The organism is Crossiella sp. SN42 (assembly GCF_023897065.1).
Taxonomy (GTDB): Bacteria; Actinomycetota; Actinomycetes; order Mycobacteriales; family Pseudonocardiaceae; genus Crossiella.
The window spans coordinates 192,858-216,323 of record NZ_JAMHIV010000003.1; the positions used below are offsets into that span (position 1 = coordinate 192,858).

Here is a 23,466-nt window from a genome sequence, read left to right on the forward strand (position 1 = left end):
TCCCTACGTGAGGCGGGCGGAACCGATTTGCTTGCCCAGTCCGGGTGCGGAGGGCTTCCGGGCACCGATCCAGGTCGACCACGCGGTGCTGAAGGTGTCAGCGGGTTGTGGGTCGGAGGCGGTGGAGATCCAGGCAGTGTGTCCGTCGGGGCGGACCAGCAGGCCGTCGAGTTCGGGGTGTTCGGGGCAGTGGGCGCGGTAGGTGTCCACGTTGCCGTCCGTTCCGGTGTCGACTGGCAAGGCGCGGTTGCCGAGGTGCAGAAGTACCGGGCGTGCGGGCCGGAGCAGTTCGGCGATGCTGGTGTGCTTGTCGCCGATGGTCAGTTTCAAGTTCGGGGCGAGTTTGCCCAGCCAGGGATGGTCGCCGGGGATCTTGGGGTCGTACCGGGTGCTGACGCCGGTGGCGAGTTCGGCCAGGTAGGTGCTGACGGGTGGCAGGTCGGTGAGTTCGTTGAACAGGTCCCGGACCGGATCCAGTTCCGGTCGGCGTCGTCCGAGGATCGCCTGGGCCCGGGTGGTGCGCAGCACGCGTGCCCCGGCCTCGTGCCGCTCGTGGTGGTAGCTGTCCAGCAGCCCGTCCGGCGCGTGGCCGAGCGCGGTGGCGGCCAGCTTCCAGCCGAGGTTGACCGCGTCGGCCAGCGCCACGTTCACCCCCACCGCCCCGGCCGGCGGGTGGATGTGCGCGGCGTCCCCGGCCAGCACGACCCGGCCGGCGACGTAGCGATCCGCCTGCCTGGCCGCGTCGGAGAACCGGGTGAGCCAGCGCGGGTTGCGGAGTTCCACCGGGTGGCCGAGCGTCTCGTTCAGGAGTTGCTGGAAGTGGGCCAGCCGCACCGGTTCGTCGCGGTCGGCGGGCGGGGTCGGCTCGTCGAGCACGATCCGCACGTAGCCGGGTCGCGGGATCACGAACACCGTGCCGTGCTCGCCGTCGGTCATTCCGAACGGCAGGTCGGCGGGGTCGGCCAGTTCCACATCGGCGAGCAGGCCGAAGGTGGTGGCGGCGGTGCCCGGGAAGCCGATCCCGGCGAGTTTGCGCACGACGCTGCGGCTGCCGTCGCAGCCTGCGAGGTAGTCGACCCGCCGGTGCTGGTGCTGACCGCTGACCCGGAGGGTCACGTCCACCCCGTCCTCGTCCTGATCGAGGCCGATCACCTCGTGCCCCCAGGACACCGCCACACCCAGCTCGGCCAGCCACTGCTCGAGGAGTTCTTCGACCCGGGTCTGCGCGATGCCGAGCACGTAGGGGTGATCGGTGTCCATCACGCTCAGGTCCAGGGGGCGGCTCGGATCGGCGAACATGCCGTAGGGCACCGTCGGGCCCTCCGCCAGGAAGCGGTCGGCGATGCCGCGCCGGTCCAGCAGTTCCAGGCTGCGGGCGTTGAGGGTGAAGCCGCGGCAGAACGGCGACCGTGCCGGCAGCCGGTCCACCACCGCCACCTCGGCCCCGCCCAGCGCGAGCTCCGCCGCCAGCATCAACCCGGCCGGTCCCGCCCCGGCCACCATGACCTTCATCGAACCCCCGCTTCCGGTCTTCATCTGGTCTCGTTCTGGTCGCGGACCCAGCCGGTCACCGGTTCCGGCCAGGCCAGCCGGCCGGTTGTGATGTCGCCGATGATCTCCTCGAGCCAGCCCGACTCGGCCTCCAGCATCCGCACCGCGTACTCGGCCTCCACCACGAACAGGCGCGGCACCTCACCGGCCTCCAGCACCTCGCGGTGGCCCTGCCGGATCTCCGCCAACGACGCGCGGATCCGCTCGGCCCGCTCCCGCAACGCCGCCACCGCGCCCTCCGGCCCGAGCGCGCCGAGATAACTGACCGCGGACAGGAACTTCGGGTACTCATCGGCCGGGACGCGGATCAGCTCCTCCACCCAGCGCACGAACTCCTGCCGCCCCAGCGAGGTGTGCTGATAGATCGTCCGTTCCGGCCGGGCGCCCACCCTGACCGTCTCGCGCGCCGCTATCCACCCGGCCCGTTCCAGCGTCCGGACCACGTCGTAGAGGGAACCGGTGGTCACCTTGAACGCCCGGTCCATGCCCCGTTCCCGCAGGGTGGCGGCCATGGCATGGGGATGCGTCGGCGCCTCCATCAGCAACCCCAGCACCGCCAGCCCCAGCGGGTTGGACACCACACGCTTGCTACTCGAGCTCAATCGCTCGCCTCCAATCAGTCGGCACCGAGTATTTGGTGGCGACTGCCGATTGTCAAGAGGGGACGTCGTGGTGACCACACGTGCGGGGGAGCCGGTTCCAGCCGGGGAGGGAGTCCGCGGGCCGGCATCGCGGCGAGCCTGGAACCGGAGGTGGTCGCGGTGGCGGCAGGGAAGCGGTGGCAGCGCTGGCCGGAGTGGGTGGCGGGCGCGGCGGCGGTGTGGGCGGTGGGTTACGCGGGGGTGAACCTGGCGCTGGGCGGGCCCGCGGTGGTGCTCTGGCTGACGCCGGTGGCGGTGCTGGTCGCGCTGGCGGCGGTGCGGCCGGCGACGGGCTGGCTGGTGCCGGTGGCGGCCGGGGTGGTGGGTGCGCTGGCGTTGGTCGCCGGGATGTTCACGGTGATCTCGGTGGTGGCGCTGGTGATCAGCGGGATGGTGGCGGACTGGGCTGCACTGCTCCGGCAGGCGCTGGCGCTGGTGGGGGCCGGGTTGTTCGGGGCGGCCGCGGTGTCGAGCAGGAGGCGTGGGCGCGGGTGGTGCGGGCGGTGTGGCCGGGCTCCTGGCGAGCCGGTCCGGCCGAGGGCGGTGCCGGTGGCGGTGCGGCGGACGGCGTACTTCGGCATCGCCGCGTTCGTGCCGTACGTGGTGATGAAAGCGTTGTGGGCCTGGGGTTTCCAGCTGGGCGACAGCGTGGCGCCGGACCTGGTGGGCGAGGGGCGGGGGCTCTACGGGCTGCTGGCGCGGTACGGGCTGGATGCCACCGCGCTGGCTGCGCTGGCCGGCATGGTGCTGTTGCTGGCACTGGTGCGGCCCTGGGGGGAGCGGGTGCCGAGGTGGCTGCTGCTGGGGCCGGCGTGGCTGGCTGCGTTGCTCGGGCCGTACGGGGTGGTGGGACTGGGCTGGGTGGCGATGGTCCTGCTGGGCTGGCTGCCGGGGAGTGCGGAGTCGCCGGTGTGGGTGGGGCTGGTGGGCGCGGTGGGGTTCGGCGGGTTCGGGGTCGCCGCGGGGGTGGCCGCGTGGTCCTACCAGCGCCGGACTCGTCAGGTTTGTTAGCTCGATGATATCAGTGTCGACTGAAATCAATCCTCATAGAGCAAAGAAAACCCAAACAGCGCATGGAGAGGAAAGGGACCGCGACGCGGCGGTGTGCGGTGGCTCAGCCGGGGGCTGGGCTCAGATGATGACTCCGGGCAGACCGGCGTGGGCTGGTCGTCGTTTGCGGCGGAGCCAGACCTTGCGGGTGCCGTCAGAGAACAGCAGCACCCTGGACAGCTCCCATCCGGCGAACTCGGCGTGGATGGCGAGCTGGGTGGCCGCCGCGCGCCGGGAGACTCCCGGTGGGATGCGCAGCGGCTGGTACTCCCAGTCTCCGTCGGTTACCGCCCCGTCGGTTGCGGCACTCATGGTTGCACCACCTGTACCCCTCCTCCGTCGGCGGAGGCGACGAGTACGCGTCCGCTCTTCGGATCCACCGCGACCGAGTTGGGCTGGTGCACGGTGGCAAAGCGATACTTCTCCTCCGGCGAGCCGGTGGCCACGTTGTAGCCGACCACCTCGTCGCGTTCGGTGAGGGTGATCCAGGCCAGGTCCCTGGTGCGGTCGTAGGCGATCCCGTAGGGCGCCCCGGGCACGGGGTAGCGCTGGCGCATGATCAGCGGGTTCGTGGAGAAGGCGAGGAGTTCGCCCGCTCGGGTGTCGATGAGCAGGATGCGGCCGAAGCGGTCGGTGACCGCGCGGGTGGCGGCATCGCCTGCGCGCAGGCCTGCGCCGAGTTCGCCGGTGGCGGGGTCGACCTCGATGAGGGCGGTGCGCAGCTCGTCGAGGACGGCGACCTTCTTGCCTGCGGGGAGCACGGCGCTGACGCCGCGGAAGCCCTGGGTGATGGTGCGTTCGAGCTTGCCCTGGGCGTTGAGCACGGCGATGCCCTGGCCGGGTTCGCGCAGGGCGACGATGGTGCGGTCGCCGACCTGGGTGGCCGAGAGCGGGCCGCCGGTCACGTCGAGGGTGTCGACGGTGCCTTCGGGCAGGGTGATGCGGAGGAGTTTTCCGTTGGCGCGCACCGGGGCGAGCAGTTTTCCGTCCACCAGGGACAGTTGGTCGACCGGGCCGGGCAGCGGGAGCTCGCGGGGGGTGGCGGCGAGGTTGCCGTCGGGGTAGAGCAGCAGGCGGGCCGGGTCGCTGACGGCGATGGCGATCGTCTGGGTGGCCTCGTCGTGCAGCAGGGCGGTGGCCTTGCCGGGCAGGGGGGTCACGGTGCCGGCGGGGACCGCGCCGCGGTGCGGGGCGGTGGCGGGGGTGGCGGGGACGATCTCGTCCGGTGGCTGCTCGGTGGTGTTGTCCTGGCTGGTGGTGCAGCCGGTGAGCAGGACTGTTCCGGTGAGAAGGGCCGCCATCAGCCGACGCACTCTGGTTCCTCCCGTGTTGGCCGTGGTGCGTTCAGCATCCCGGAAGTTCACGCTCTCGTCACGTTCCGGGTGTGAACAACTCCACGACCTGTAACTCGTAGTAGTTGTTAGGCGAAGTATTACCGTGTCGGCCGTATCCGCCCTGAGTCGCCCCGCCCGGTGAGGAGTCTGCGATGAACTCGACCAGTTCGCGGAGTTCGTTCGTGCTGGAGGGGCTGCGGGTGGGGGAGCAGGCGCACGGCCACGGGCACCTGGCTGATGGGCGGGAGTTCTCGTTCGTGTTGCGGCGTGGGGTGGCCCGGTTGGTGGTCTACCGGGCGGACGCGCCGTCGGTGCCGGGCCGGGCGGATGCGGAGTGGGTGCAGGAGTCGCCGGTGGAGGGTGTGGATCCGGCGGACCGGCGGGTGGTGGGGGCGTTGTTGCGGTCGATGGTCACGGCAGTGGGCGTTCGGGGTAGCTGAGCTCGATCGCGCTGACGTCGTCGAGGGCGGCGCGGATGGCCGGGGGCAGGGTGAGGTCTTCGGCGGCGAGGATGCCGGCCAGTTGGGCGGTGTCGCGGGCGCCGATGACGGGGGCGACGACCAGGGGGCGGTCGCGGACCCAGGCGAGGGCGACGGCCAGTGGTGAGGTGCCGAGTCCGTCGGCGGCGGTGGCGACGGCTTGCACGATGCGGGCGGTGCGTTCGGTGCGGTGGTGTTCGACGTAGGGGGCGTAGTGCGGGCTGGCGCCGCGGGAGTCGGCTGGGGTGCCGTTGCGGTACTTGCCGGTGAGCACGCCGCGGCCGAGTGGGGCCCAGGGGAGCAGGCCGAGGCCGTGGTGGGTGGCGGCGGGGATGACTTCGCGTTCGACGCCGCGTTCCAGGAGTGAGTATTCGACCTGGGTGGAGATCAGGGGGGCGGGGCTGTGCAGGGCGTGCTGGCGGGCGGCGGCGGTGGCGGTTTGCCAGCCGGAGTAGTTGGAGATGCCGGTGTAGCGGACTTTTCCGCTGGTGACGGCGGTGTCGAGGGCGGCGAGGGTTTCCTCGATGGGGGTGCTGGCGTCCCAGGCGTGGAGTTGCCAGAGGTCGATGTGGTCGGTGTTGAGGCGGCGCAGGGAGTCGTGCAGGGCGGTGAGCAGGGCGCCGCGGGAGGCGCCGCCGCCGAAGGGGCCTTCGGTGCGTCGGGCGACGGCTTTGGTGGCCAGGACGAGGTCGTGGCGGGGGATGGTGTCGCCGAGCAGGCTGCCGAGGATTTCTTCGCTGAGGCCGTCGTTGTAGACATCGGCGGTGTCGACGAGGGTGCCGCCGGCTTCGAGGAAGGCGAGCAGCAGGTTGGCGGCCTCGTCGGCGTCGGTGTCGCGGCCCCAGGACATGGTGCCGAGTGCCGTGCGGGAGACGCGGAGGCCGCTGCGGCCGAGCTGTCGCTGTTCCACGGCGGTCAACGATAGGTGCTTGGTTAGCCGTTCGTGGGTAGCTGGGGCGTGGCGGCGGGTCACTCGGTCGTGTGACCGGTGTCACGGTCGCCTACCCGGTTTGTTACTAGCGAGTAAGGTTCGGCGGGTGCGACTTGGGCTGAACCTCGGATACTGGGGCGCCGGTAACGACGCCGAGAACCTTGACCTGGCCAAGGAGGCCGATCGACTCGGCTACTCCGTGGTCTGGGCCGCGGAGGCCTATGGCTCCGACGCGCCCACCGTGCTGAGCTGGATCGCGGCGCAGACCGAACGCATCGACGTCGGTTCGGCGGTCTTCCAGATCCCGGCGCGGACCCCGGCGATGGCGGCGATGACCGCGGCGACCCTGGACACGCTCTCCGACGGCCGGTTCCGGATGGGGCTCGGGGTGTCGGGGCCGCAGGTCTCGGAGGGCTGGCACGGTGTGCGCTTCGACAAGCCGCTGGGCCGCACCCGCGAGTACGTGGAGATCGTGCGCAAGGCGCTCTCCCGCGAGCGCCTGAAGTACGAAGGCCAGCACTACACGCTGCCGCTGCCGGATGGTCCCGGCAAGGCGCTGACGCTGACCGTGCACCCGGCGCGCGAGCACATCCCGATCTACCTGGCCTCCATCGGCCCGAAGAACCTGGAGCTGACCGGCGAGATCGCCGACGGCTGGCTGGGGGTGTTCTTCTCCCCCGAGCACTCCGCGGAGAGCCTGGAGTCCATCCGCCTGGGCCGGGAGCGGGCGGGCAAGACGATGGAGGGCTTCGACGTCGTGCCGACCGTGCCGCTGGTGGTGGGCGAGGACTGGCGGGCGTGTGCGGACAAGGTGCGGCCGTACGCCTCGCTGTACCTGGGCGGGATGGGCAGCAAGCAGAAGAACTTCTACAAGGACCTGGCCACCCGGATGGGCTTCGGGGAACAGGCCCAGGAGGTGCAGGACAAGTTCCTGGCCAAGGACTACGAGGGCGCGCTGGCGGCGGTGCCGCTGGAGTTCATCGACGCGACCTCGCTGCTGGGGCCCAAGGAGCGGATCACCGAGCGGGTGAAGGACTTCGCGCAGGCGGGGGTCACCACGCTGACCGTTTCGGCGATGCTGCAAGATCTTGACGAGGCGACGCTGTCCCTTCGCGTCGCGGTCGAAGCCTTGGAAGCAGCTGGAGTGGGGTAAGTGTCGCAACATCTCGCGGTCGCCGACCGAGTCATCGCACGCATTGGCGACCGCGGGATGGTGGTCTAGGCCATGACCTGGCTTGAGGCTCTTGTCCTTGGCGTGGTCCAGGGGCTGACCGAGATGCTGCCGATCTCCAGCTCCGGTCACCTGCGCATCGTCTCCGAGCTGTTCTTCGGCCGGGACGCGGGCGCGAGTTTCACCGCGGTGACCCAGCTGGGCACCGAGGCGGCGGTGCTGATCTATTTCGCCAAGGACATCTTCCGGCTGGTGGGCACCTGGTTCCGCGGGTTCGCCAGTGCGGAAGTGCGGCGGACGCACGACTACAAGCTGGCCTGGTACGTGATCATCGGCACCATCCCGATCAGTGTGCTGGGGCTGCTGTTCAAGGACGAGATCCGCACCAGTGGCCGGAACCTGTGGATCGTGGGCACCACACTGGTGGTGTTCGGGCTGGTGCTGGGTGCGGCTGAGCTGTACGGGAGGCAGCGGCGCAGCGTGGAGCAGATGACGCTCAAGGACGGGATCATCATGGGCTGCGCGCAGGCGATGGCCCTGGTGCCTGGGGTGTCGCGGTCGGGCGGGACGATCACCGCGGGGCTGTTCATCGGGCTGGACCGGGCGGCGGCGACCCGGTACTCGTTCCTGCTGGCCATCCCGGCTGTGGTGGCCGCGGGGGTGTTCTCGCTGCCGGATGTCTTCGAGCGGGGCGGGGCGAACGCGCCGAGCATCGCGCAGATGATCGTGGCCACCGCGGTCGCCTTCGCCATCGGGTATGTGACCATCGCCTGGTTGTTGAAGTACGTGGCCAAGCACAGTGTGTACGTCTTCGTCTGGTACCGGGTCGTGGTGGGGCTGTTCGTGCTGGCGATGCTGTCCTCGGGCTACATGTCGGCGACCTGACCGTCGGCGCGGCGGGTGCAGCGCTGCAGGCAGAGCCGGTAGCTGTTGTCCACCGCGGCGGTGCAGGTGCGGAAGAGGTCCTGGCACCGGGCGGCGGGCTGGCCGCTGGCGCGGCACTGGTCGTACCTGAGGTCGCAGCTGCGGCGGCCGTCGGTGCGCTTGCGGAGGCAGTCGTCGGTGCACGGGCCCGCGGCGGCGTCCTGGGCGCAGCCGGGGGCGGGTGCCGGGGCGGGGGTGGCCGCGGCGGCAGGGGCGGCGACGAGCGCGCCGAGGGTGGCCAGGGCGAGCAGGCCGCGGGTGAGGCGGGTGGTGTGGGACATCTGTCTGTCCTAGCAGTCCGGCCGGGCCGGTGTGGGTGGAATGGCGCGGTTGACCCAGGCCGGACCGGGGCGGTCTAGGCGCTGCGGCGGGTGCAGGTGGCCAGGCAGCGGCGGTGGCTGTCCTCGACCAGGGTGCGGCAGCGCAGCCGCTGCTCGCGGCACTTGCGGGCGTCGGTGCCGTTGCGCAGGCAGTTGTCCTGGGCGCGGTCGCAGTTGCGCAGGCCGTCCTCCTTCTTGCGGCGGCAGCCGTCGACGCAGGGTCCGGCGGCGGCTTCGGCGCAGGCCGGTGCGGTCGCGGGGGCAGGGGTGGCGGCGGCGGGGGCGGCGAACAGGGCGCTGAGGGTGGCCAGGGCGAGCAGGCCGCGGGCCAGGCGCGTGGTGTGGGACATGTGCTCTGTCGTAACAGGGCGGGCTGGGTGGCGCGCGCGGAACGGGCGGAGGTCACCCGGTCCGTTGACCTTGGCTGCCCGTAAGCTGCCGGGGTGGCGACGCTCATCCTTCTGCGGCATGCACGGTCGGTGGCCAATGGCGCCGGCACCCTGGCCGGCCGGGCTGAGGGGGTCGGGTTGCACGAGGACGGCCGGGTTCAGGCCGAGGCTTTGGTGGAGCGGTTCGCCGGGGTGCCGATCGCCCGGATCGTGTCCTCGCCGTTGCAGCGGTGCGCCGAGACGCTCGCGCCGTTGGCCGCGGCGCGGGAGCTGGTGCCGGTGACCGAGCCTCGTCTGTCCGAAGTGGACTACGGGGACTGGACCGGCAAGGCGATCAAGGACCTGCTGGCCGAGCCGCTGTGGAAGGTGGTACAGCAGCACCCTTCGGCGGCGGTGTTCCCCAGCGGTGAGGGGCTGGCGGCGGTGTCGGCGCGGGCGGTGGCTGCGGTCCGGGAGCACGATGCGCGGATCAGCGCCGAGCACGGGGCGGAGTCGATCTGGGTGGCGTGCAGCCACGGCGATGTGATCAAGGCGATCCTGGCTGACGCGCTGGGCTCGCACCTGGACTCCTTCCAGCGGATCCTGGTGGACCCGGCGTCGGTGTCGGTGATCCACTACACCGAGCACCGGCCGTATGTGTGGAAGGTCAACGACTCCGGGCCGCTGGCTGGTCTGGTGCGGGCGGAGCGACCGAGCGAGGACGCCACGGTGGGTGGGTCAACCGGCGGGGAGACCGCCGCCGTCGAGGGCTGAGCCTGCGGGCAGTTCCAGGGTGGCCTGGGCGCCGCCGTCTTCGGCGTTGGTCAGGGTGAGGGTGCCGCCGAGGACCTTGGTCTGGGCCAGTGCGATGGTCAGGCCGAGGCCGTGGCCGCTGCCCCGGTCGCTGGCTCCGGTGCGGAAGCGGCTGGGTCCGTCACGCAGCAGGTCGGGGGCGAAGCCGGGGCCGTGGTCGCGTACGCGCAGGGTGCGGCCGGCGACGGTGACCTCGATCGGCGGCCGGCCGTGGCGGCGGGCGTTGTGCAGCAGGTTGACCAGGATGCGTTCCAGGCGGCGGGGGTCGGTGAGCACGGTCTCGGACTCGCCGCTGACCTCGGCTTCGGGGATCACGGCGGTGACCCGGCGTCGCACGAAGGTGAGCAGGTCCAGCTCGGTGAGTTCGGCCCGTTCGGCAGCGGTGTCCAGGCGGGCGACTTCCAGGACGTCTTCGACGAGTCCGCGCAGGGCTTTGATCCGGTCGCGGACCATCTCGGCCGGTCGTCCTGGTGGCAGCAGTTCGGCGGCGGTGACCAGGCCGGTGACCGGGGTGCGCAGCTCGTGGGCGATGTCGGCGGTGACGCGCTGTTCGGCGGCCAGGCGCTCCTGGAGGGCGTCGGCCATGGCGTCGACGGCTTGGGCGAGCTCGGCGGTCTCGTCGGCGGGGCGGGTGCCGATGGCGTCGCGGACCCGGACCTCGGTGTCGCCGTCGGCGACCTGGCGGGCCGCGGCGGCGGCCAGGCGCAGGCGGCGGGACAGGCGGGCGCCCAGGACCACGCCGAGCAGGGTGCCGAGCACGACGACGGCGGCGGAGCCGATGAGCAGGACCTGGTCGAGCTGGTCGAGGGCGTCGTCCTTGTCGGCGTAGCTGCCGCGGATGGAGAGCACGCGGCCGTCGGTTTCGGCCGCGGCCCAGATCCAGGCCTGGCCGCCCTCGCGGTGCAGGTAGGTGGCGCGGTGGCCGCCGCGGACGGCCTCGCGCAGGTCGCGGGGCAGTTCGGGGGAGTCCAGGTCGGCGCCGAGGGTGGCGGTGCCGGTCATGCCGTACTCGCGCAGCACGAGCTGGATGCGTTCGTCCTGCAGGTGGCGGGCGTCGGCGAGCTGGGAGCGCTCGAACTCGGTGTGCACCAGGATGCTCAGCGCGATCGCGACCAGGGCGCTGACCACGGCGATGACGGCGCTGAGCCGCCAGCGCAGGGTGGCGAGGAACATGGGGTTCAGGTCCGGAGCTTGTAGCCGAAGCCGCGGACGGTCTCGATGCGGTCCTGGCCGATCTTGACCCGCAGGCGCTGGACGTGCACGTCGACCACGCGGGAGTCCCCGCCCCACTGGTAGTCCCAGACCTGTTCCAGCAGCACGTCGCGGGTCAGGACGCTGCCGGGGGACTCGGCGAAGCAGAGCAGCAGGCGCAGTTCGGTGGGGGTCAGCTCGACCGGCTGGCCGGCCAGCCGGACTTCCAGGCCGTGTTTGTGGATCTCCAACTCGCCGAAGCGCAGCACGGTGTCCTCGGGCTCGCGTCCGGCGCGGACCATGCGGCGGGCCACCGCGCGGATGCGGGCGACCAGCACGGTGGAGTCGAAGGGTTTGGTGACGTAGTCATCGGCGCCTGCTTCCAGGCCGAGGACGACGTCGACGGGGTCGGAGCGGGCGGACATCATGATCACCGGGGTGGGGCCCTCCTCGCGGATCTGGCGGCAGAGGCTGACGCCGTTGAGGCCGGGCAGCATGATGTCGAGCAGGGCGACGTCGGGGCGGTCCTGGCGGTAGGCGGCCAGGCCGGTGAGGCCGTCGGCGGCCACGGTGACGGTGAAGCCGTCGCGTTCCAGGGTCAGCTGGGTGGCCTCGCGGATGACGTCGTCGTCCTCGACCAGCAGCACGTGCAAGCCGCTCACTTGTACTCCTCGAAGACGGTGCCGGTCCAGCGGTAGACGGTGGCCTCGGCGCCGCTGGGGCAGCAGCTGCGGTCGGCCGGTTCGTAGACCGGGTGGCTGAGCACGAACCCGATGCCGGGTTCGACCTTGATGCCGCCGCCGGGGTCCTCGGAGCCGAAGAGTCGTTTGGCCGGGGTGGCGGTGAGCTCGTAGATGTAGTTGCCCAGCACGCCGCGGGTGGCATAGGGGGCGGCCTGGCTGCCGGAGCAGGCGCGCACCGAGGCGATCAGCTCGGGGTTGCCGTCACCGGTGAGGTCGTCGAAGCGGACGTCGACCGGGTAGCGGCTGTCCCCGCAGGGCTTGAGCTGGGCTTTGATCTTCTCCCCGACCAGCGGGTCGGCGCGCAGGATGGCGATGGCATCGGCGCTGGGGGCCTGTCCGCTGCTGGTGGGCGGGCTGGTCGGGGGTGCTTTGACCTGGCTGGCCGGTCCTTCGATCTGGACTCCGCCGACGGTGGCGCAGCCGGTGACGGCCAGCAGGGCGGCGGTGGCCGCCCAGGCGCTGATCCGTGCTCGCATGCCGCTCATTGTGCCCAGGCAACCACGGCGTGGCCGCATCGGCACACGGCCTCGAACGGGGTGTTACCTGCCTGGTGGGGGAGTGCCGGGTGGCTGTTACAGAACCGTCGGACAGCCGAGTCAATCCCCGCTTAGCGTCGAGTTCGACCTGCTCAGACAACTTTCGGGGAGTTGTGCTCATGCTCCAGCGTCTCGGTCCGTTCCGCTACGTGGCCATCGCCGTGCTCGCGTTGATCGTGGTGGCGTTGCTGCTGAACCGGAACACCGCCGGGACCCCGGAGCCGGTCGCGAGTGACGCGCCACCGAGCACGCCGGACTCCTCGCCGGATCCGGCGTCGCGGCCGGTGCCGGGCGGGGAGCCGGCCAAGGTGGTCTACAAGGTCGACACCCAGGACCGGGTGGTGTTCCTGACCATCGACGACGGCGCCACCCGCCGCCCCGACATGATCGACATCCTGCGGCGCAACGGGGTCAAGGCGACGTTCTTCCTGACCAACTCTTACGTCAAGCAGGACCCCGGTTTCTACAAGGGCCTGCGCGATGCCACCGGCAGCGCGATCGAGAACCACACCGAGAGCCACCCCAACCTCAAGGGCAAGTCCCTGGAGGAGCAGCGCGCGGAGATCGGCCCGGTCTCCGAGACCTACGCGCGGGAGTTCGGCGCGCGGCCGACGCTGTTCCGGCCGCCGTTTGGCAACTTCGACGACACCACGCTCAAGGCCGCCGGTGAGGCCGGGATCAAGTGGGTCGTGCACTGGGGCTCGGAGATCAGCAACGGCAAGGTGCAGTTCAGCGGGCCGCACGAGTTCCGGCCCGGCTCCATCGTGCTCATGCACTTCCGCACCACCTTCGAGCAGGACGTCCAGGCATTCGTGGACCAGGCCCGCGCGAACAACCTGACCCCCGCTCTCCTCACCGATTACCTGAAATGAGCCCGATGTCCGAGCACAAAGCCACCAACTCGACCCGCCGGGTGCTCTCCGGCATAGGCAAGACCGGCCTGGTGCTGGTCTCCGTCGCCGCCCTGACCGCCACCGCCGCCGGCTACCTGACCTACCGGCAGGCCACCGTGGGCCTGGCCACCGACAACGTCATCACCGACGACAAGGGCGACCCGGTGCTGCCCAAGGCGCCCGGCACCGACACCAACATCCTGCTGGTCGGCGTGGACTCCCGCACCGACGCCCAGGGCCGCCCGCTCTCCCGCGAGGTCCTCGACGCGCTGCAGGCCGGGGAGGCCAACGGCGAGCAGAACACCGACACCATGATGCTGGTGCACGTCCCGGCCGATCCGAACAAGAAGGCCTTCGCCGTCTCCCTGCCGCGGGACTCCTATGTGGACATCGCGGGCGGGTTCGGCAAGCACAAGCTCAACTCCGCCTACGCCCGCGCCAAGCTGGCCAAGGCCAAGGAGCTGCGCGGCCAGGGCAAGGACGCCGCGACCGTGGACAAGGAGTCGGTCACCGCGGGGCGGAAGAACCTGATCAGCACCGTGGCCAAGCTCACCGGGCTGACCGTGGACCACTTCGCCGAGATCAACCTCTATGGCTTCAGCGAGATCACCAAGGCCGTCGGCGGCATCCCGGTCTGCCTGAACAAGCCGGTGCGCGATGACTTCTCCGGCGCGAACTTCCCCGCCGGCAAGCAGGTGCTGGAAGGGGTGGACGCGCTGAAGTTCGTCCGCCAGCGCCACGGCCTGCCCGGCGGCGACCTGGACCGGGTGCGCCGCCAGCAGGCCTTCCTGGCCGGACTGGCCAACCAGGTGCTCTCCGCCGGCACCCTGACCGACCCCGGCAAGGTCAAGGACCTCATCGACGCGCTGACCCGCTCGGTGGTGCTGGACTCCGGCTGGGACCTGCTCGGTTTCGCCCAGCAGGTGCAGGGCCTCTCCGGCGGCAAGATCCAGTTCCACACCATCCCGACCCTGCGGTCCAACCTGGCCACCCCCGGCGACGGCGTCGCGGTCGAGGTCGACCCCGCCAAGGTCCGCTCCTTCATCCAGGACCTGCTGGGCGGCGGGGACGGCACCCCGGCCAACGCCGCGGGCAGGCCCGGCGGCACCCCGGCAGGCGGCCCGGTGGGCCGGGTCAAGCCGATGGCCAACAACACCGCCCAGCAGCCCATCGACGCCGCCGGGATCCCCTGTGTCAACTGACCGCCACGACCGGGCGGCCGCCGGTATCCACCCCCGTCACCGGCGGCCGCCTGCCTCCCCCCGCCTGCCCTGGTGGGCCGCGGTCCTGCTCGCCCTCACCCTGACCGCCCTCGGCGGCTGGCTCGGTGGGGCGTTGTTCCCGGCCGGGATCGCACTGGGCTGTGTGGCCGCCGCCCTCGCGGTGGATTCCCGTGGCCTGTTCGCGGTGGCCGTGCAACCGCCACTGGTCACCGCAGCCGTGGTGGCAGGCACCCTCTTGGCGGGGAAACCGCTGCTCAGCGCCTTCTCCGAGCTGGTCTCGGTGTTCCCCTGGCTGGCCGCCACCACAGCTGTGGTGATCGCGATCGTGCTCGGCAGGGTGAACCGGGCTCGGCGCGCCGCCGTAGTCAGGGAAGCCTCGCTCGGCGCAGTGAACCGGCGTGAGACGCGCGTGAAGGCGGGCACGGCCTCCCGGAGCGGGCGGTCGGAATGGTTGCCTCAAGGCCGGGAAGGGGTGAGCGCCGATGAGTCTCCGAGCACGTCACGCCCGTCGTCTGGCCAGTCTGCTGACCGCGCGCACCGGCGCCTACGTGGTGGTGCGCTACGACCGGTCAGCCGGCCGCTACCAGGTTCAGTGGAGCGGCGGTCCTGATCGGGAGTCCATGCGCGAGCTGGCTACCGAGTACGCCGAGGAGGTGGCCGAACTCGACGTCACGGAGCTGGTGTGGCTCCGCAGCAGCGGTTGAGATTGGATCCGCTTCCCGCCGCCGTGGGAGGTCCCCCGATGATCGTGCTCAGCCTGGAGATCGGCAGCGACGCACACCGGCTACCCGCGGTGGGCGCCGCGATAGCCCCGGTGCTGGCCCGCCTGTTCCCGCCCGCCCAGGCCCAGCTGCTGGGCCAGGCGGTGCGGGAGGCGGTGGCCAACGCCATCCAGCACGGCAACGCCGCCGACCCGCGCGCCGCGGTCGGCATCACCCTCGCCCTGGCCGAGGACGAACTGCTGATCCAGGTCAGCGACCAGGGCGAGGGCTTCCTGCCCACCACAACCGACCTCTGCCCAGCCGCGCTGCGCCGCCCGCACGGCGGTGGCCTGGCGCTGATCCTGACCGCGGTCACCGGCCTGGACGTCACCTGCTCCAACGGCCGTTTCCTGCTCACCCTGCGCGCGACCCTGCCCACCCCGCAAACCGACGCCGCCTAGTCCGCCAGCTGGGCTTTCACCGCGGCCTGGATCTCCGCGCGCAACACCGCCCGCTCCCTACCACCGGGGTGGTGCCACTCGCCCTCCACCGCCAGCACCTGCGCCAGCGGCGCGGTGAGCACCTCATCGGCGTAGCCGGTGGCCCGGCAGATCCGCTCCACCGCCAGTAGCACCTGCTCCTCACCATCGATCCCGTCGGCGCAGCGCCGGGCCACCGCGGTGAACACCACTCGCGCGGCCGCCGAGAGCTCCGGCTCCGGCGCGCCGGCCTGGGCCAGCGCCCAGGGCAGCACCGACCGGACCTCCTCCACGTCCTGCCCGCTCATCCCGGCCAGGATGCGCAGGTCAGGACCATCACGATCCTCGGCCAGCCAGTGCGCGGCCCACAGCGGCAGCCGCTCCAGCGGAGCCACGCCCAGCCGCACCGCCGCCGCGGCCAGCTCCGGGCCCGGGGTCTCGGTGAACATCAGCGCCGCGCGGCCAGGTCCGGGCCGGTGAGCAGCTCGCCCAGCCAGCCGGGCACCGCATCGGCCCACTCCGCCAGCGCCGCCGCATCCGCCCCGTGCAGCGCGCGCTCCCAGGCCAGGGCCCGGCCGATGGCGCCGAGTTGGGCGGCCACGGTGGCGGTGCGGGCCAGCTCGGCGGGCGTGCCCAGGTCCGACCACGGCTCCAGGTAGGCATCCCGCAACCGCAGGATCTCCGGATCCTCAGGAGCCAGCTCGAACTTCTTGCAGGCCACCCGCAGCGAGACCAGCAGTGTGCCGAAGGGGTGGGCCACGCTGGCATCGCCCCAGTCGAAGAACCGGTACCGGCCGCCGGCGTCGACCAGCACGTTGGCATCGTGCAGGTCATCGTGCTGCAACCCCATCGGCACCCGGGACTCCGCCAGCTCCGCGCACAGCTCCAGCACCCTCGGCCGCGCCGCGGCGACCTCGGGCAGCCCGTGCGCAGCCAGCAGCCGGTCCAGCTGCCCGGGCAGCGCGGCGGGGGAGAGGTCGGGCACGCCGAGGCCGAGGAAGTCCGCCGAGTGCGGCAGCAGGGCGCGCTGCAGCTGGGCGTACTCACCGAGCATCCGCGCCCACTCCGCCAGCCCGGTCTCCGGCAGCTCCCGCAGCGTGGTGCCGCCGTCGGGCAGCAGCGCCCAGCCCAGCTCCGGCTCCACCGCCAGCGGGACGATCACCCGCTCCGGGGCCAGCGACCCCAGCGCCCGCAGCAACCCGGCCTCGTAGCGCAGGCCGGGGCCGTTGACCTTGAACCACAGCGTGCCGGTCCCGGTCGGCACGGTGGCCACCGTCGACCACGGCATCTCCCGCACCCGGGTCACCTCGCCGGTGCGCACCCGGCCGCCCAGGTTGTCCTCGATCCAGGCCAGCGCCTGCGGCCACCACACGGGTTCGCTCATGGGCGGCACCGTAGAGGAACTAGTACTCCCAGTTCATCCCAGTTCCGCTGTACTCCTCCACCGGGATGGACTCCGCGTCGGTGCGCATCCGCTCCGGGTAGAGCACCCCGTGCAGGTGATCCACCTCGTGTGCGACCAGCCGCGCCACCCCGTGGCTGAAGATGGTGATCCGCCGCGCGCCGGAGAGCTCTTGGTGCTCCACGTGCAGCGCCAGCGGCCGGGTCACCAGGCCCCTGACGTCGAAAAAGCTCAGGCAGCCCTCGTACTGCTCGTCGGTCTGGTCGCCGATCTCGATGATGCGCGGGTTGAGCAGCGTGATCACGTCCTCGCTGCCCGGCGGCAGCACCAGCGCCGCCGCCCGGTCGATGCCCAGCTGGTTGGCGGCCAGGCCCATGCCCTTGCCGAAGGTGTGCGCGCGGCAGATCCGCTTGGCCGCGGTGCACAGCTCGTGCAGCACCCGGCGTGCGTCCTCGGCCTCATCGGGCAGCACGAACGGGCGAGCCGGACGGTGTAACAACGGATCATCGCGCTGCAGCACGCCCAGGGCCTGCATCACCTCACTGGGCCGCTGCGCACGCACCTCCTCCACCTTCGCCGCGGCCCGGAAGTGCCATTCGAGGCGGTAGCGGGCGTGCAGCGGCGGGTCCTCGGTGGCCCAGGAGTAGATCCGGCGGCCGCGTTCCCGGCGCTCGTCGATGGCGGTGCGAAACGGCATCGCCTCCGCGGTCATCGAGGTGTGCAGCCCCCACACCGTGGGCTCCAGCTCGGCGGGCAGGTCCAGGCGCATCGACAGCCGTTTGGTGGGCAGGCGCACCGCGCGGCGGAACCACGGGCCCCACTTCTCCGCGCGCACGGCGTAGGTGTACTCGATCCAGGTGCTCTGCCCCGGATACAGCGGGAAGTGGCCGCTGTCGTTGGCGAAGAGCAGCCACACCTCCTTGAAGGCATCCCGGTCGTGCTGGGCCACCCAGTGCATCGGCTCGGCCCTGCCCTCGCCCCACCACGCGGAGAGCTCCAGCTCGTCCCAGGTCAGCGGGTCGTCCCGGTAGAGCCGGTTGGACTGCTCCGGGTTGTCCGGATAGCGGTCCACCGCGATCCGGATCAGGTAGCGGGTGATCGGCTCGGTGCCGGAGTTGACCAGCTTGCGCCGCATGGTCGCCCGGTAGGAGCGGCCGTCGAAGTGCAGCGCCGCGTCGTCGTGCTCGACCAGCAGGCTGGAGCCGGTGGCGGTGTCCACCCCGAACTCCGGGCTGGGCTGCACCAGCCGGATCGCCGCCGGGCGGTGGTTGTCGTAGTCCCGCCAGGCCCGCCGCAGCGCCCCCGCCGCGCGCAACGCCTCATCGGCGGCCTTGGCGAACTCCCGGGACGGCCGCTCGTGCGCGCTCTCGACCTTGGAGACGTAGGAGCGGCTGTAGCCCATGGCGTTGGCCAGCGCCGTCCGGGAAAGACCGCGCACATCGCGCCACCGCCGCAGCTCGGCGATGAACGCGTCCAGGTGCGCGACATCTTCACTCGTGGGTTCGTCGTCAGACACCATGCCGCCGCCTCCACCGCCGAGGCGTGAGTCGGCGTGAGAGGCGCGTGAGTCCACGCACATCTTCCGCTAGCCGGCCCACCACTGGTCTGCTCTAACCACAGATAGCACACAAGCGACCGCGCGGAGTGTTCGGAAGGGCTTCTGTTATGGAACTAGTCCAGAGGGTGCTTCGCGCGGTTCCCAGCGGAATGAGCACCATGAGCAGCAGAGCCCGCAGCGCCCGACGCCTGGCGACCCTGCTCTCGGCACGTTCGGGGGTGAGCGTGTCGGTGCGGTACGACCGGGAGCTGCGGCGCTACCGGGTGGTCTGGGCCAGCGGCCCTGACCAGGCGCAGATGCAGACCCTGGCGGTGACCAGCGTGGCCGCGGTGCCGGACTTCAGCATCGGCGAGCTGTTCTGGTCCAGGACTCCCGCGTAGGCGCCACAAGCCACTACGCGGGCAAGCCGCCCCGGTGGCGGCGGGTTTTCCGGGCCTGCAACCCGGCCGCCACCGGTTCGGCAACCACGACCTCATCCCCGTTTCCCTGCGGGAGCCCTCCGAGCTGTCATGCCGGGACAGCTCAGGCGACCACCAGCCGGTCGAGCAACGCCGCCAGCTCGACCGGCTTGGTGGCCATCGGCCAGTGGCCGGTGCCGATCTCCGCGCGCACCCACTCGCGCCCGTAGCCGGGCAGCTCGGGCGCCGGGCCGTCGCCCGTGCAGTGCAGGAACACCCGCGGCACCGGCGAGGAGTCCGGGCTGGCCAGCTCGATGACCTCGCGGTGGGTGGCGATCGGCACGCCCTCGGCGTGCCTGCGCAGCCAGGCCAGGTGCTCGCCGGTGAGTTCGTGCTCGCCGTAGTAGGCGTCCAGGATCTCATCGCCGATGAACGGGATCCGCCAGCCCTGGCCCTCGGCGTCGGCCATCGCCTGCATGATCTCCTCCACGCCCTCGGCCAGGTCGAACAGCCGCTGGCCGTGCCGCGGGGTCACCCCGGCCACGTAGATCACCTTGGCCAGCCGCTGCGGGATGCGGTCGGCGACCACGGTGACCACCGCCCCGGCGTAGCTGTGCCCGACCAGCACCACGTCGGTCAGCTCCTCGGCCTCGATCGCGGCGATCACGTCCTGGACGTGGTCGGACAGGTTCGTCTCCGGGCTGCCCAGGTGCGCCCGGTCGCCGAAACCGGTCAGCGTCACGGCATGCACCTGGTGCCCGGCCTCGCGCAGCCTCGGCGTGACCGCCCGCCAGGCCCACGCGCCCAGCCATGCCCCGCCCACCAGCACGATGTTCGCCATTTCTCTCATCCTCCCAGTCGTTGTTTCCGCTGGTGAGGACGCTAGGATCAAATCCGGACAGTATCCGCCCGGATTCACCAGGGGAGTGGCCCGTGTCACATCCGACGACGCGGATCCTGGCGTTGCTGGAACTGCTCCAGGCCCACCACCGGCTCACCGGCGCCGAGCTGGCCCGCCGCCTGGAGGTCGATGAGCGCACCGTGCGCCGCTACGCCACCCGCCTGGCCGAGCTCGGCATCCCGGTGCAGGCCGAACGCGGCCGCTACGGCGGCTACCGGCTGCTGCCCGGCTACAAGCTGCCGCCGCTGATGTTCACCGACGAGGAAGCCGTCGCGGTTGTCCTCGGCCTGCTCGCCGGGGCCCGCCTCGGCCTGGCCGCCACCGCCCCCGCCGTGGACAGCGCGCTGGCCAAGCTCCAGCGCGTGCTGCCCGCCCAGCTGCGCGAGCGCACCGCCGCGGTCCGCGAGGCCCTGGACTTCACCCTCGTCCCACGCGAGGCCCGCGCTCCCGGCACCGGCACCCTGCTCACCCTCGGCGAGGCCACCAGCCGGCGCCGCCGGGTCCGCCTGGCCTACCGCTCCTACCAGGGCCAGGACAGCGACCGCGAGCTCGACCCCTACGGCCTGGTCTTCCACCACGGCCGCTGGTACGTCACCGGCCACGACCACCACCGCGCCGACCTGCGCACCTTCCGCCTGGACCGCATCCGCGAGGTCACCATCACCGAGCAGACCTTCACCCCGCCCGCCGACTTCGACCCGGTCGGCCACGTCACCCAGGCCCTGGCCGGCGTGCCGTATGCCTGGGAGGTTCAGGTCACCCTGCACACCACCCTGGAAGAAGCCAGCCGCCGCGTCCCGGCCACCACCGCCACCCTCACCGAGACCGAGAACGGCGTGCTGATGCGCACCCGCGCCGAACGCCTGGACGGGATGGCGATGATGCTGGCCGGACTGGGCTGGCCCTTCCGCATCCACCACCCGGAAGAACTGAAAGCCGAGGTCAGGGCACACGCGGCGCGGCTCGTGGCGGCCAGCGAGGACTAGCTGGGACTAGCTGGGGAGATCCAGCCGGCCCCGGCGGGGAAGTCGGGGGGTAGCTTCCCACGCCGGGGCACCGGCTTCTGGCCGGGACAACGCCCGACCGCCAGGTTCGTCGCTCCGCGCAGCGTGAGCGTTACACCACGAAGCGAGAAACCCCCGCCCGGATCGCACACTTGACCCTCACGCCACGTGAGGCCACAGGCTCGGAGCCGTCAACGAAAGGAGCGGGGAAGGTGAGCTACTCGGTCGGCCAGGTGTCCCGGTTCGCCGGCGTCACGGTGCGCACGCTGCACCACTACGACGAGATCGGCCTGCTCAGCCCGAGCGGCCGAACCCTGGCCGGATACCGCCGCTACGAGCAGGAGGACCTGGACCGGCTCCAGCAGATCCTGTTCTACCGCGAGCTCGGCTTCCCCCTTGACGAGATCTCGACCCTGCTGGACGACCCGACCGTGGACCCGCGCGAACACCTGCGCCGTCAGCACGCCCTGCTGACCGACCGGATCGATCGCCTCCAGCAGATGGTCAAGGCCGTCGAACACACGATGGAGGCACGAGCCATGGGCAACGCACTGACCCCGGAAGAGCAGTTCGAGGTCTTCGGCAACTGGCGCCCCGAACCCGGCTACGCCGAGCGCGCCGAGGCCCGCTGGGGCCACACCCAGGAGTGGCAGGAGGGCATGCCCAAAGCCGCGAACATGACCAAGGAGGAGTGGGTCGCCGACCAGGAGCGGGTGGCTGCCTGGGTCAGCGAGCTGGAGCAGCTGCTGGACTCCGGCGCCAGCCCGGACAGCCCTGCCGCGCTGGCCCTGGCCGAGCGGCACCGGGACATGCTGAAGAAGTTCTTCGACTGCTCCTACCCGGTGCAGGTCAGCATCGCCGAGAGCTACGTCACCGAACCGGAGCAGTTCGCCTTCCTGGTCCGCCCGGAACGGCAGCGGCCCGGCATGGCCGAGTTCATCCGGGACGCGGTCAAGGCCAACGCCGCCAAGGCGGGCTAACTGGCCCGCCACTCCTGCACGGACGGCAGCACGTAGTCCACCAGCGCGGGTAGCTGCGGTGCGAGCGCGAGGAAGGCGATCGCCCGCAGCACCCCCACGCCGTTGACGAACTTCGAGACCTCCGCATCCAGCTCCCGCAGACCTTCGCGGCGCGCGCCGCGGTTGTAGGCGGCTTCCAGCTCGGGGCCGAGCGCGGCCAGGTCCCACTCCACCGGACCCAGCGTGACCAGCTCGAAGTCGGCATAGCGCGGCCCGTCCACCCCGGCGAAGGTGTTCGCCGGCGGGGAGTCGCCGTGGATGGGCTGGAGGTCGATGCCGGGGAACCTCTCCTCGAAGGCCGCCCGCGACCGCACCAGCGGCTCCAGCTCCGCCCACTCCCGGCGCGCCCGCGCCACATCGGCCGCGCTGATCGGGCCGGGATGCTGTTCGAGCTGGGTGAGGGCCTCGGTGATGAAGTCCGGTTCGGCCGCCGACAGGTAGGACAAGCGGCCCGGGTAGTCGCGCAGCGCGGCATGCAGCCGCGCGGTGCTCTCGGCGTTGACCGCGTAGTCGGGCTCGCCGCTCCGGTCCTCCTCGACGAACTGCCAGAACGTCATGGAGAACCCGTCCCGCGCCACGGGTTCGCGCGCCACCAGCGGGCTCGGCGGGATCACCGGTACGCCTTGCTGGTCCAGCCACCAGGTCACGTCCAGCTCGGCCTGCTGCCGCTGCGCCAGGGTGTGCACGGTGGCAGACTCCGGCAGCACGACCGGCATCCGGGCCACCACCGGGGCCGGCGCGAGGTGCACGACCACCGAGAACACCTCGTGCAGCACCCGCGCGTCGGTGACGGTCAGCCCGCGTTCGCGCCCCGCGGCGACCGCGGCGTCCACCGCGGCGGCGGTGCGGCGGGCGATCTGCTCAGGGGTCAAGAACTCAGCCATGGCCGGCGCCAGCTCCGTTCAGCCAGGACGCCACCAGGTGGTGTCCGATCGAGTCCAACTTGAAAGCTCCCGGATCCGCGGCCACCCGCGCCCGGATCTCCTGCGCGGTGAACCAGCGCGCCTCCACCAGCTCCGCCTCATCCACCGCGATCGCCTCATCGAGGGCGGTGGCGTGGAAACCCACCATCAGCCCGGCCGGGAACGGCCAGGCCTGCGAGGCCAGGTAGGACACCGGCCCCACCACGACTCCGGCCTCCTCGGCGACCTCCCGGCGCACCGCGTCCTCCAGGCTCTCGCCGATCTCGACGAACCCGGCCAGCGTGGAGAACGCGCCCTCGGCCGCACCGCGGTGCCGCCCGAGCAGGCAGCGCCGGGGCTCGCCGGGGGCGGTGACCAGCACGATCACCGCCGGTTCGATCCGGGGGAACAGCAGCCGCGCGCACCCGGGCGCGCCGCACACCCGCAGGTGCCCGCCCTCGCGGACTTCGGTGGCGTGCCCGCAGGTCCCGCAGAAGCGCTGGTTGCGGTGCCAGTGCAGCAGACCCTTGGCATAGGCCAGCAGCGTGGACTCCGCCGCGGGCACCGAGGGGAACAGCGCACGGATGTCCACAGTGGACTCCGCGCCGGTCCGGCGCAGCGCCTCGGCCTCGTCCACATCGGACAGATCAACGGCGAAGCGGCCGTCCTGGCCGTCCAGGGCCAGGAAAACCGGCTCCGCACCGGCCCACGACTCGCCGGTGGCCGCGGGCAGCGCCACCGGCACACCGCCGATGGTCAGGCAGCGGTCCCGCCACAGCGGCAGCACCGTCGAGCCCGGCCGGGCGCGCACCTCCGCCAGCCACGCCGGGTCACCGCGATGCCCGCCCGCCCGGTCCAGAGGTAGTCCGTTGTAGGCGATGGCCAGCTCAGGCACTAGCGGGCTCCAGGGAGTCAGGTCGGGGGTGAGGGGCCA

The 23,466-nt window shown here is 71.7% G+C and carries 28 protein-coding genes and 1 pseudogene; 13 read left to right on the forward strand and 16 right to left on the reverse strand.

What is annotated here, in order from left to right; all coding sequences use genetic code 11:
- Positions 1-3: 3 nt before the first annotated feature.
- Positions 4-1,536 carry an FAD-dependent monooxygenase gene (locus M8C13_RS05685; RefSeq protein WP_256508621.1) on the reverse strand — a complete coding sequence of 511 codons (1,533 nt, stop codon included), beginning with the start codon at positions 1,534-1,536 and terminating at the stop codon, positions 4-6.
- Entirely contained in the window at positions 1,533-2,129 is a 597-nt protein-coding gene (locus M8C13_RS05690) for a PadR family transcriptional regulator (RefSeq protein ID WP_252479398.1), read from the reverse strand. Before M8C13_RS05690 ends, M8C13_RS05685 begins: the two co-directional genes overlap by 4 nt.
- A 183-nt stretch (positions 2,130-2,312) precedes the next feature.
- Here M8C13_RS05690 and M8C13_RS05695 point away from each other — a divergent pair, with 183 nt between their 5' ends.
- Positions 2,313-3,203, forward strand: coding sequence for a hypothetical protein (locus tag M8C13_RS05695; protein ID WP_252479399.1), 891 nt, complete (start codon positions 2,313-2,315; stop codon positions 3,201-3,203).
- Positions 3,204-3,323: 120 nt separating this feature from the next.
- Here M8C13_RS05695 and M8C13_RS05700 read toward each other — a convergent pair whose 3' ends face one another.
- Both M8C13_RS05700 and M8C13_RS05705 read right to left on the reverse strand, forming a co-directional pair.
- On the reverse strand, positions 3,324-3,554 hold the full coding sequence (locus tag M8C13_RS05700; protein WP_252479400.1) for a DUF5703 family protein: 231 nt from the start codon (positions 3,552-3,554) through the stop codon (positions 3,324-3,326).
- The gene (locus tag M8C13_RS05705) at positions 3,551-4,543 is read right to left on the reverse strand and encodes a YncE family protein (protein ID WP_252479401.1); all 993 of its coding nucleotides are present in this window, start codon (positions 4,541-4,543) and stop codon (positions 3,551-3,553) included. The genes M8C13_RS05700 and M8C13_RS05705 overlap by 4 nt, the downstream gene beginning before the upstream one ends.
- A gap of 185 nt (positions 4,544-4,728) precedes the next feature.
- Here M8C13_RS05705 and M8C13_RS05710 point away from each other — a divergent pair, with 185 nt between their 5' ends.
- Positions 4,729-5,016 (forward strand): hypothetical protein, encoded by a 288-nt coding sequence (locus M8C13_RS05710; protein ID WP_252479402.1) that lies wholly within the window; start codon positions 4,729-4,731, stop codon positions 5,014-5,016.
- On the opposite strand, the gene M8C13_RS05715 is transcribed toward M8C13_RS05710, so the two are convergent.
- The gene (locus M8C13_RS05715) at positions 4,988-5,965 is read right to left on the reverse strand and encodes an aldo/keto reductase (RefSeq protein ID WP_252479403.1); all 978 of its coding nucleotides are present in this window, start codon (positions 5,963-5,965) and stop codon (positions 4,988-4,990) included. The genes M8C13_RS05710 and M8C13_RS05715 overlap by 29 nt on opposite strands.
- A gap of 127 nt (positions 5,966-6,092) precedes the next feature.
- Here M8C13_RS05715 and M8C13_RS05720 point away from each other — a divergent pair, with 127 nt between their 5' ends.
- Positions 6,093-7,139 carry an LLM class F420-dependent oxidoreductase gene (locus M8C13_RS05720; RefSeq protein ID WP_252479404.1) on the forward strand — a complete coding sequence of 349 codons (1,047 nt, stop codon included), beginning with the start codon at positions 6,093-6,095 and terminating at the stop codon, positions 7,137-7,139.
- 72 nt (positions 7,140-7,211) lie between these two features.
- A complete protein-coding gene (locus M8C13_RS05725; protein WP_252479405.1) occupies positions 7,212-8,042 on the forward strand; it encodes an undecaprenyl-diphosphate phosphatase in 831 nt (276 codons plus the stop codon).
- Here the strand turns inward: M8C13_RS05725 and M8C13_RS05730 are convergent.
- Both M8C13_RS05730 and M8C13_RS05735 read right to left on the reverse strand, forming a co-directional pair.
- Positions 8,024-8,362, reverse strand: coding sequence for a hypothetical protein (locus tag M8C13_RS05730; protein ID WP_252479406.1), 339 nt, complete (start codon positions 8,360-8,362; stop codon positions 8,024-8,026). The two genes, M8C13_RS05725 and M8C13_RS05730, sit on opposite strands and share 19 nt — an antisense overlap.
- A gap of 74 nt (positions 8,363-8,436) precedes the next feature.
- Complete coding sequence (locus M8C13_RS05735) at positions 8,437-8,751, reverse strand: hypothetical protein (RefSeq protein ID WP_252479407.1); 315 nt, start codon at positions 8,749-8,751, stop codon at positions 8,437-8,439.
- Between the two features lie 93 nt (positions 8,752-8,844).
- On the opposite strand from M8C13_RS05735, the gene M8C13_RS05740 reads away from it, so the two are divergent.
- Positions 8,845-9,543 (forward strand): MSMEG_4193 family putative phosphomutase, encoded by a 699-nt coding sequence (locus M8C13_RS05740; RefSeq protein ID WP_252479408.1) that lies wholly within the window; start codon positions 8,845-8,847, stop codon positions 9,541-9,543.
- Here M8C13_RS05740 and M8C13_RS05745 read toward each other — a convergent pair.
- Genes M8C13_RS05745 through M8C13_RS05755 form a run of 3 tightly spaced genes read right to left on the reverse strand, consistent with a single transcriptional unit; the run spans position 9,508 to position 11,992 of the window.
- Positions 9,508-10,755, reverse strand: coding sequence for a HAMP domain-containing sensor histidine kinase (locus M8C13_RS05745; RefSeq protein WP_252479409.1), 1,248 nt, complete (start codon positions 10,753-10,755; stop codon positions 9,508-9,510). The genes M8C13_RS05740 and M8C13_RS05745 overlap by 36 nt on opposite strands.
- Before the next feature lie 5 nt (positions 10,756-10,760).
- Entirely contained in the window at positions 10,761-11,435 is a 675-nt protein-coding gene (cseB, locus tag M8C13_RS05750; RefSeq protein ID WP_252479410.1) for a two-component system response regulator CseB, read from the reverse strand.
- Positions 11,432-11,992, reverse strand: coding sequence for a hypothetical protein (locus M8C13_RS05755; protein WP_252479411.1), 561 nt, complete (start codon positions 11,990-11,992; stop codon positions 11,432-11,434). Before M8C13_RS05755 ends, cseB begins: the two co-directional genes overlap by 4 nt.
- Positions 11,993-12,171: 179 nt before the next feature.
- On the opposite strand from M8C13_RS05755, the gene M8C13_RS05760 reads away from it, so the two are divergent.
- The 5 genes and pseudogenes from M8C13_RS05760 to M8C13_RS05775 all read left to right on the forward strand — a co-directional run bounded on the left by M8C13_RS05760 (position 12,172) and on the right by M8C13_RS05775 (position 15,330).
- Positions 12,172-12,924 (forward strand): polysaccharide deacetylase family protein, encoded by a 753-nt coding sequence (locus M8C13_RS05760; protein WP_252479412.1) that lies wholly within the window; start codon positions 12,172-12,174, stop codon positions 12,922-12,924.
- A 5-nt stretch (positions 12,925-12,929) separates the two neighbouring features.
- Complete coding sequence (locus M8C13_RS05765; RefSeq protein ID WP_252479413.1) at positions 12,930-14,147, forward strand: LCP family protein; 1,218 nt, start codon at positions 12,930-12,932, stop codon at positions 14,145-14,147.
- Positions 14,137-14,511 (forward strand): annotated as a pseudogene (locus M8C13_RS45730) (DUF6542 domain-containing protein); the annotation flags it as partial. The gene M8C13_RS05765 and the pseudogene M8C13_RS45730, both read left to right, overlap by 11 nt.
- A gap of 139 nt (positions 14,512-14,650) precedes the next feature.
- Positions 14,651-14,872, forward strand: a complete 222-nt coding sequence (locus tag M8C13_RS05770) for a hypothetical protein (RefSeq protein ID WP_252479414.1) — start codon at positions 14,651-14,653, stop codon at positions 14,870-14,872.
- 38 nt (positions 14,873-14,910) lie between these two features.
- Positions 14,911-15,330 (forward strand): ATP-binding protein, encoded by a 420-nt coding sequence (locus M8C13_RS05775; RefSeq protein ID WP_252479415.1) that lies wholly within the window; start codon positions 14,911-14,913, stop codon positions 15,328-15,330.
- Here the strand turns inward: M8C13_RS05775 and M8C13_RS05780 are convergent.
- Genes M8C13_RS05780 through M8C13_RS05790 form a run of 3 tightly spaced genes read right to left on the reverse strand, consistent with a single transcriptional unit; the run spans position 15,327 to position 18,269 of the window.
- Entirely contained in the window at positions 15,327-15,797 is a 471-nt protein-coding gene (locus M8C13_RS05780; RefSeq protein WP_252479416.1) for a hypothetical protein, read from the reverse strand. The two genes, M8C13_RS05775 and M8C13_RS05780, sit on opposite strands and share 4 nt — an antisense overlap.
- A complete protein-coding gene (locus M8C13_RS05785; protein WP_252479417.1) occupies positions 15,797-16,732 on the reverse strand; it encodes an aminoglycoside phosphotransferase family protein in 936 nt (311 codons plus the stop codon). Before M8C13_RS05785 ends, M8C13_RS05780 begins: the two co-directional genes overlap by 1 nt.
- Positions 16,733-16,751: 19 nt before the next feature.
- Positions 16,752-18,269, reverse strand: coding sequence for a peptide deformylase (locus tag M8C13_RS05790; RefSeq protein ID WP_252479418.1), 1,518 nt, complete (start codon positions 18,267-18,269; stop codon positions 16,752-16,754).
- Between the two features lie 197 nt (positions 18,270-18,466).
- Between M8C13_RS05790 and M8C13_RS05795 the strand changes: the two genes are divergently transcribed.
- The gene (locus tag M8C13_RS05795; protein WP_252479419.1) at positions 18,467-18,688 is read left to right on the forward strand and encodes a hypothetical protein; all 222 of its coding nucleotides are present in this window, start codon (positions 18,467-18,469) and stop codon (positions 18,686-18,688) included.
- A 142-nt stretch (positions 18,689-18,830) separates the two neighbouring features.
- On the opposite strand, the gene M8C13_RS05800 is transcribed toward M8C13_RS05795, so the two are convergent.
- Positions 18,831-19,547, reverse strand: a complete 717-nt coding sequence (locus tag M8C13_RS05800) for an alpha/beta fold hydrolase (RefSeq protein WP_252479420.1) — start codon at positions 19,545-19,547, stop codon at positions 18,831-18,833.
- 92 nt (positions 19,548-19,639) lie between these two features.
- Here M8C13_RS05800 and M8C13_RS05805 point away from each other — a divergent pair, with 92 nt between their 5' ends.
- Positions 19,640-20,593, forward strand: coding sequence for a YafY family protein (locus tag M8C13_RS05805; RefSeq protein ID WP_252479421.1), 954 nt, complete (start codon positions 19,640-19,642; stop codon positions 20,591-20,593).
- 230 nt (positions 20,594-20,823) lie between these two features.
- Entirely contained in the window at positions 20,824-21,591 is a 768-nt protein-coding gene (locus M8C13_RS05810) for a MerR family transcriptional regulator (RefSeq protein WP_252479422.1), read from the forward strand.
- Here the strand turns inward: M8C13_RS05810 and M8C13_RS05815 are convergent.
- Together M8C13_RS05815 and nudC are read right to left on the reverse strand one after the other, a co-directional pair.
- Positions 21,588-22,514, reverse strand: coding sequence for a phosphotransferase (locus M8C13_RS05815; protein WP_252479423.1), 927 nt, complete (start codon positions 22,512-22,514; stop codon positions 21,588-21,590). The genes M8C13_RS05810 and M8C13_RS05815 overlap by 4 nt on opposite strands.
- Positions 22,507-23,427: an NAD(+) diphosphatase gene (gene nudC, locus M8C13_RS05820; RefSeq protein WP_252479424.1), complete on the reverse strand. Its 921-nt coding sequence runs from the start codon at positions 23,425-23,427 to the stop codon at positions 22,507-22,509. Before nudC ends, M8C13_RS05815 begins: the two co-directional genes overlap by 8 nt.
- Positions 23,428-23,466 lie beyond the last annotated feature (39 nt).

Bases quoted from the DNA above. Each gene is read 5' to 3' on its own strand.
- M8C13_RS05800 (WP_252479420.1), bottom strand. From the start codon at position 19,547: ATGGCGAACATCGTGCTGGTGGGCGGGGCATGGCTGGGCGCGTGGGCC.
- M8C13_RS05815 (WP_252479423.1), bottom strand. From the start codon at position 22,514: ATGGCTGAGTTCTTGACCCCTGAGCAGATCGCCCGCCGCACCGCCGCC.
- M8C13_RS05685 (WP_256508621.1), bottom strand. From the start codon at position 1,536: ATGAAGACCGGAAGCGGGGGTTCGATGAAGGTCATGGTGGCCGGGGCG.
- M8C13_RS05770 (WP_252479414.1), top strand. From the start codon at position 14,651: ATGAGTCTCCGAGCACGTCACGCCCGTCGTCTGGCCAGTCTGCTGACC.
- M8C13_RS05780 (WP_252479416.1), bottom strand. From the start codon at position 15,797: ATGTTCACCGAGACCCCGGGCCCGGAGCTGGCCGCGGCGGCGGTGCGG.
- M8C13_RS05725 (WP_252479405.1), top strand. From the start codon at position 7,212: ATGACCTGGCTTGAGGCTCTTGTCCTTGGCGTGGTCCAGGGGCTGACC.
- M8C13_RS05795 (WP_252479419.1), top strand. From the start codon at position 18,467: ATGAGCAGCAGAGCCCGCAGCGCCCGACGCCTGGCGACCCTGCTCTCG.
- M8C13_RS05755 (WP_252479411.1), bottom strand. From the start codon at position 11,992: ATGCGAGCACGGATCAGCGCCTGGGCGGCCACCGCCGCCCTGCTGGCC.
- M8C13_RS05760 (WP_252479412.1), top strand. From the start codon at position 12,172: ATGCTCCAGCGTCTCGGTCCGTTCCGCTACGTGGCCATCGCCGTGCTC.
- M8C13_RS05700 (WP_252479400.1), bottom strand. From the start codon at position 3,554: ATGAGTGCCGCAACCGACGGGGCGGTAACCGACGGAGACTGGGAGTAC.
- M8C13_RS05790 (WP_252479418.1), bottom strand. From the start codon at position 18,269: ATGGTGTCTGACGACGAACCCACGAGTGAAGATGTCGCGCACCTGGAC.
- M8C13_RS05730 (WP_252479406.1), bottom strand. From the start codon at position 8,362: ATGTCCCACACCACCCGCCTCACCCGCGGCCTGCTCGCCCTGGCCACC.
- M8C13_RS05765 (WP_252479413.1), top strand. From the start codon at position 12,930: ATGTCCGAGCACAAAGCCACCAACTCGACCCGCCGGGTGCTCTCCGGC.
- M8C13_RS05710 (WP_252479402.1), top strand. From the start codon at position 4,729: ATGAACTCGACCAGTTCGCGGAGTTCGTTCGTGCTGGAGGGGCTGCGG.
- M8C13_RS05735 (WP_252479407.1), bottom strand. From the start codon at position 8,751: ATGTCCCACACCACGCGCCTGGCCCGCGGCCTGCTCGCCCTGGCCACC.
- M8C13_RS05785 (WP_252479417.1), bottom strand. From the start codon at position 16,732: ATGAGCGAACCCGTGTGGTGGCCGCAGGCGCTGGCCTGGATCGAGGAC.
- M8C13_RS05705 (WP_252479401.1), bottom strand. From the start codon at position 4,543: ATGGCGGCCCTTCTCACCGGAACAGTCCTGCTCACCGGCTGCACCACC.
- M8C13_RS05775 (WP_252479415.1), top strand. From the start codon at position 14,911: ATGATCGTGCTCAGCCTGGAGATCGGCAGCGACGCACACCGGCTACCC.
- M8C13_RS05745 (WP_252479409.1), bottom strand. From the start codon at position 10,755: ATGTTCCTCGCCACCCTGCGCTGGCGGCTCAGCGCCGTCATCGCCGTG.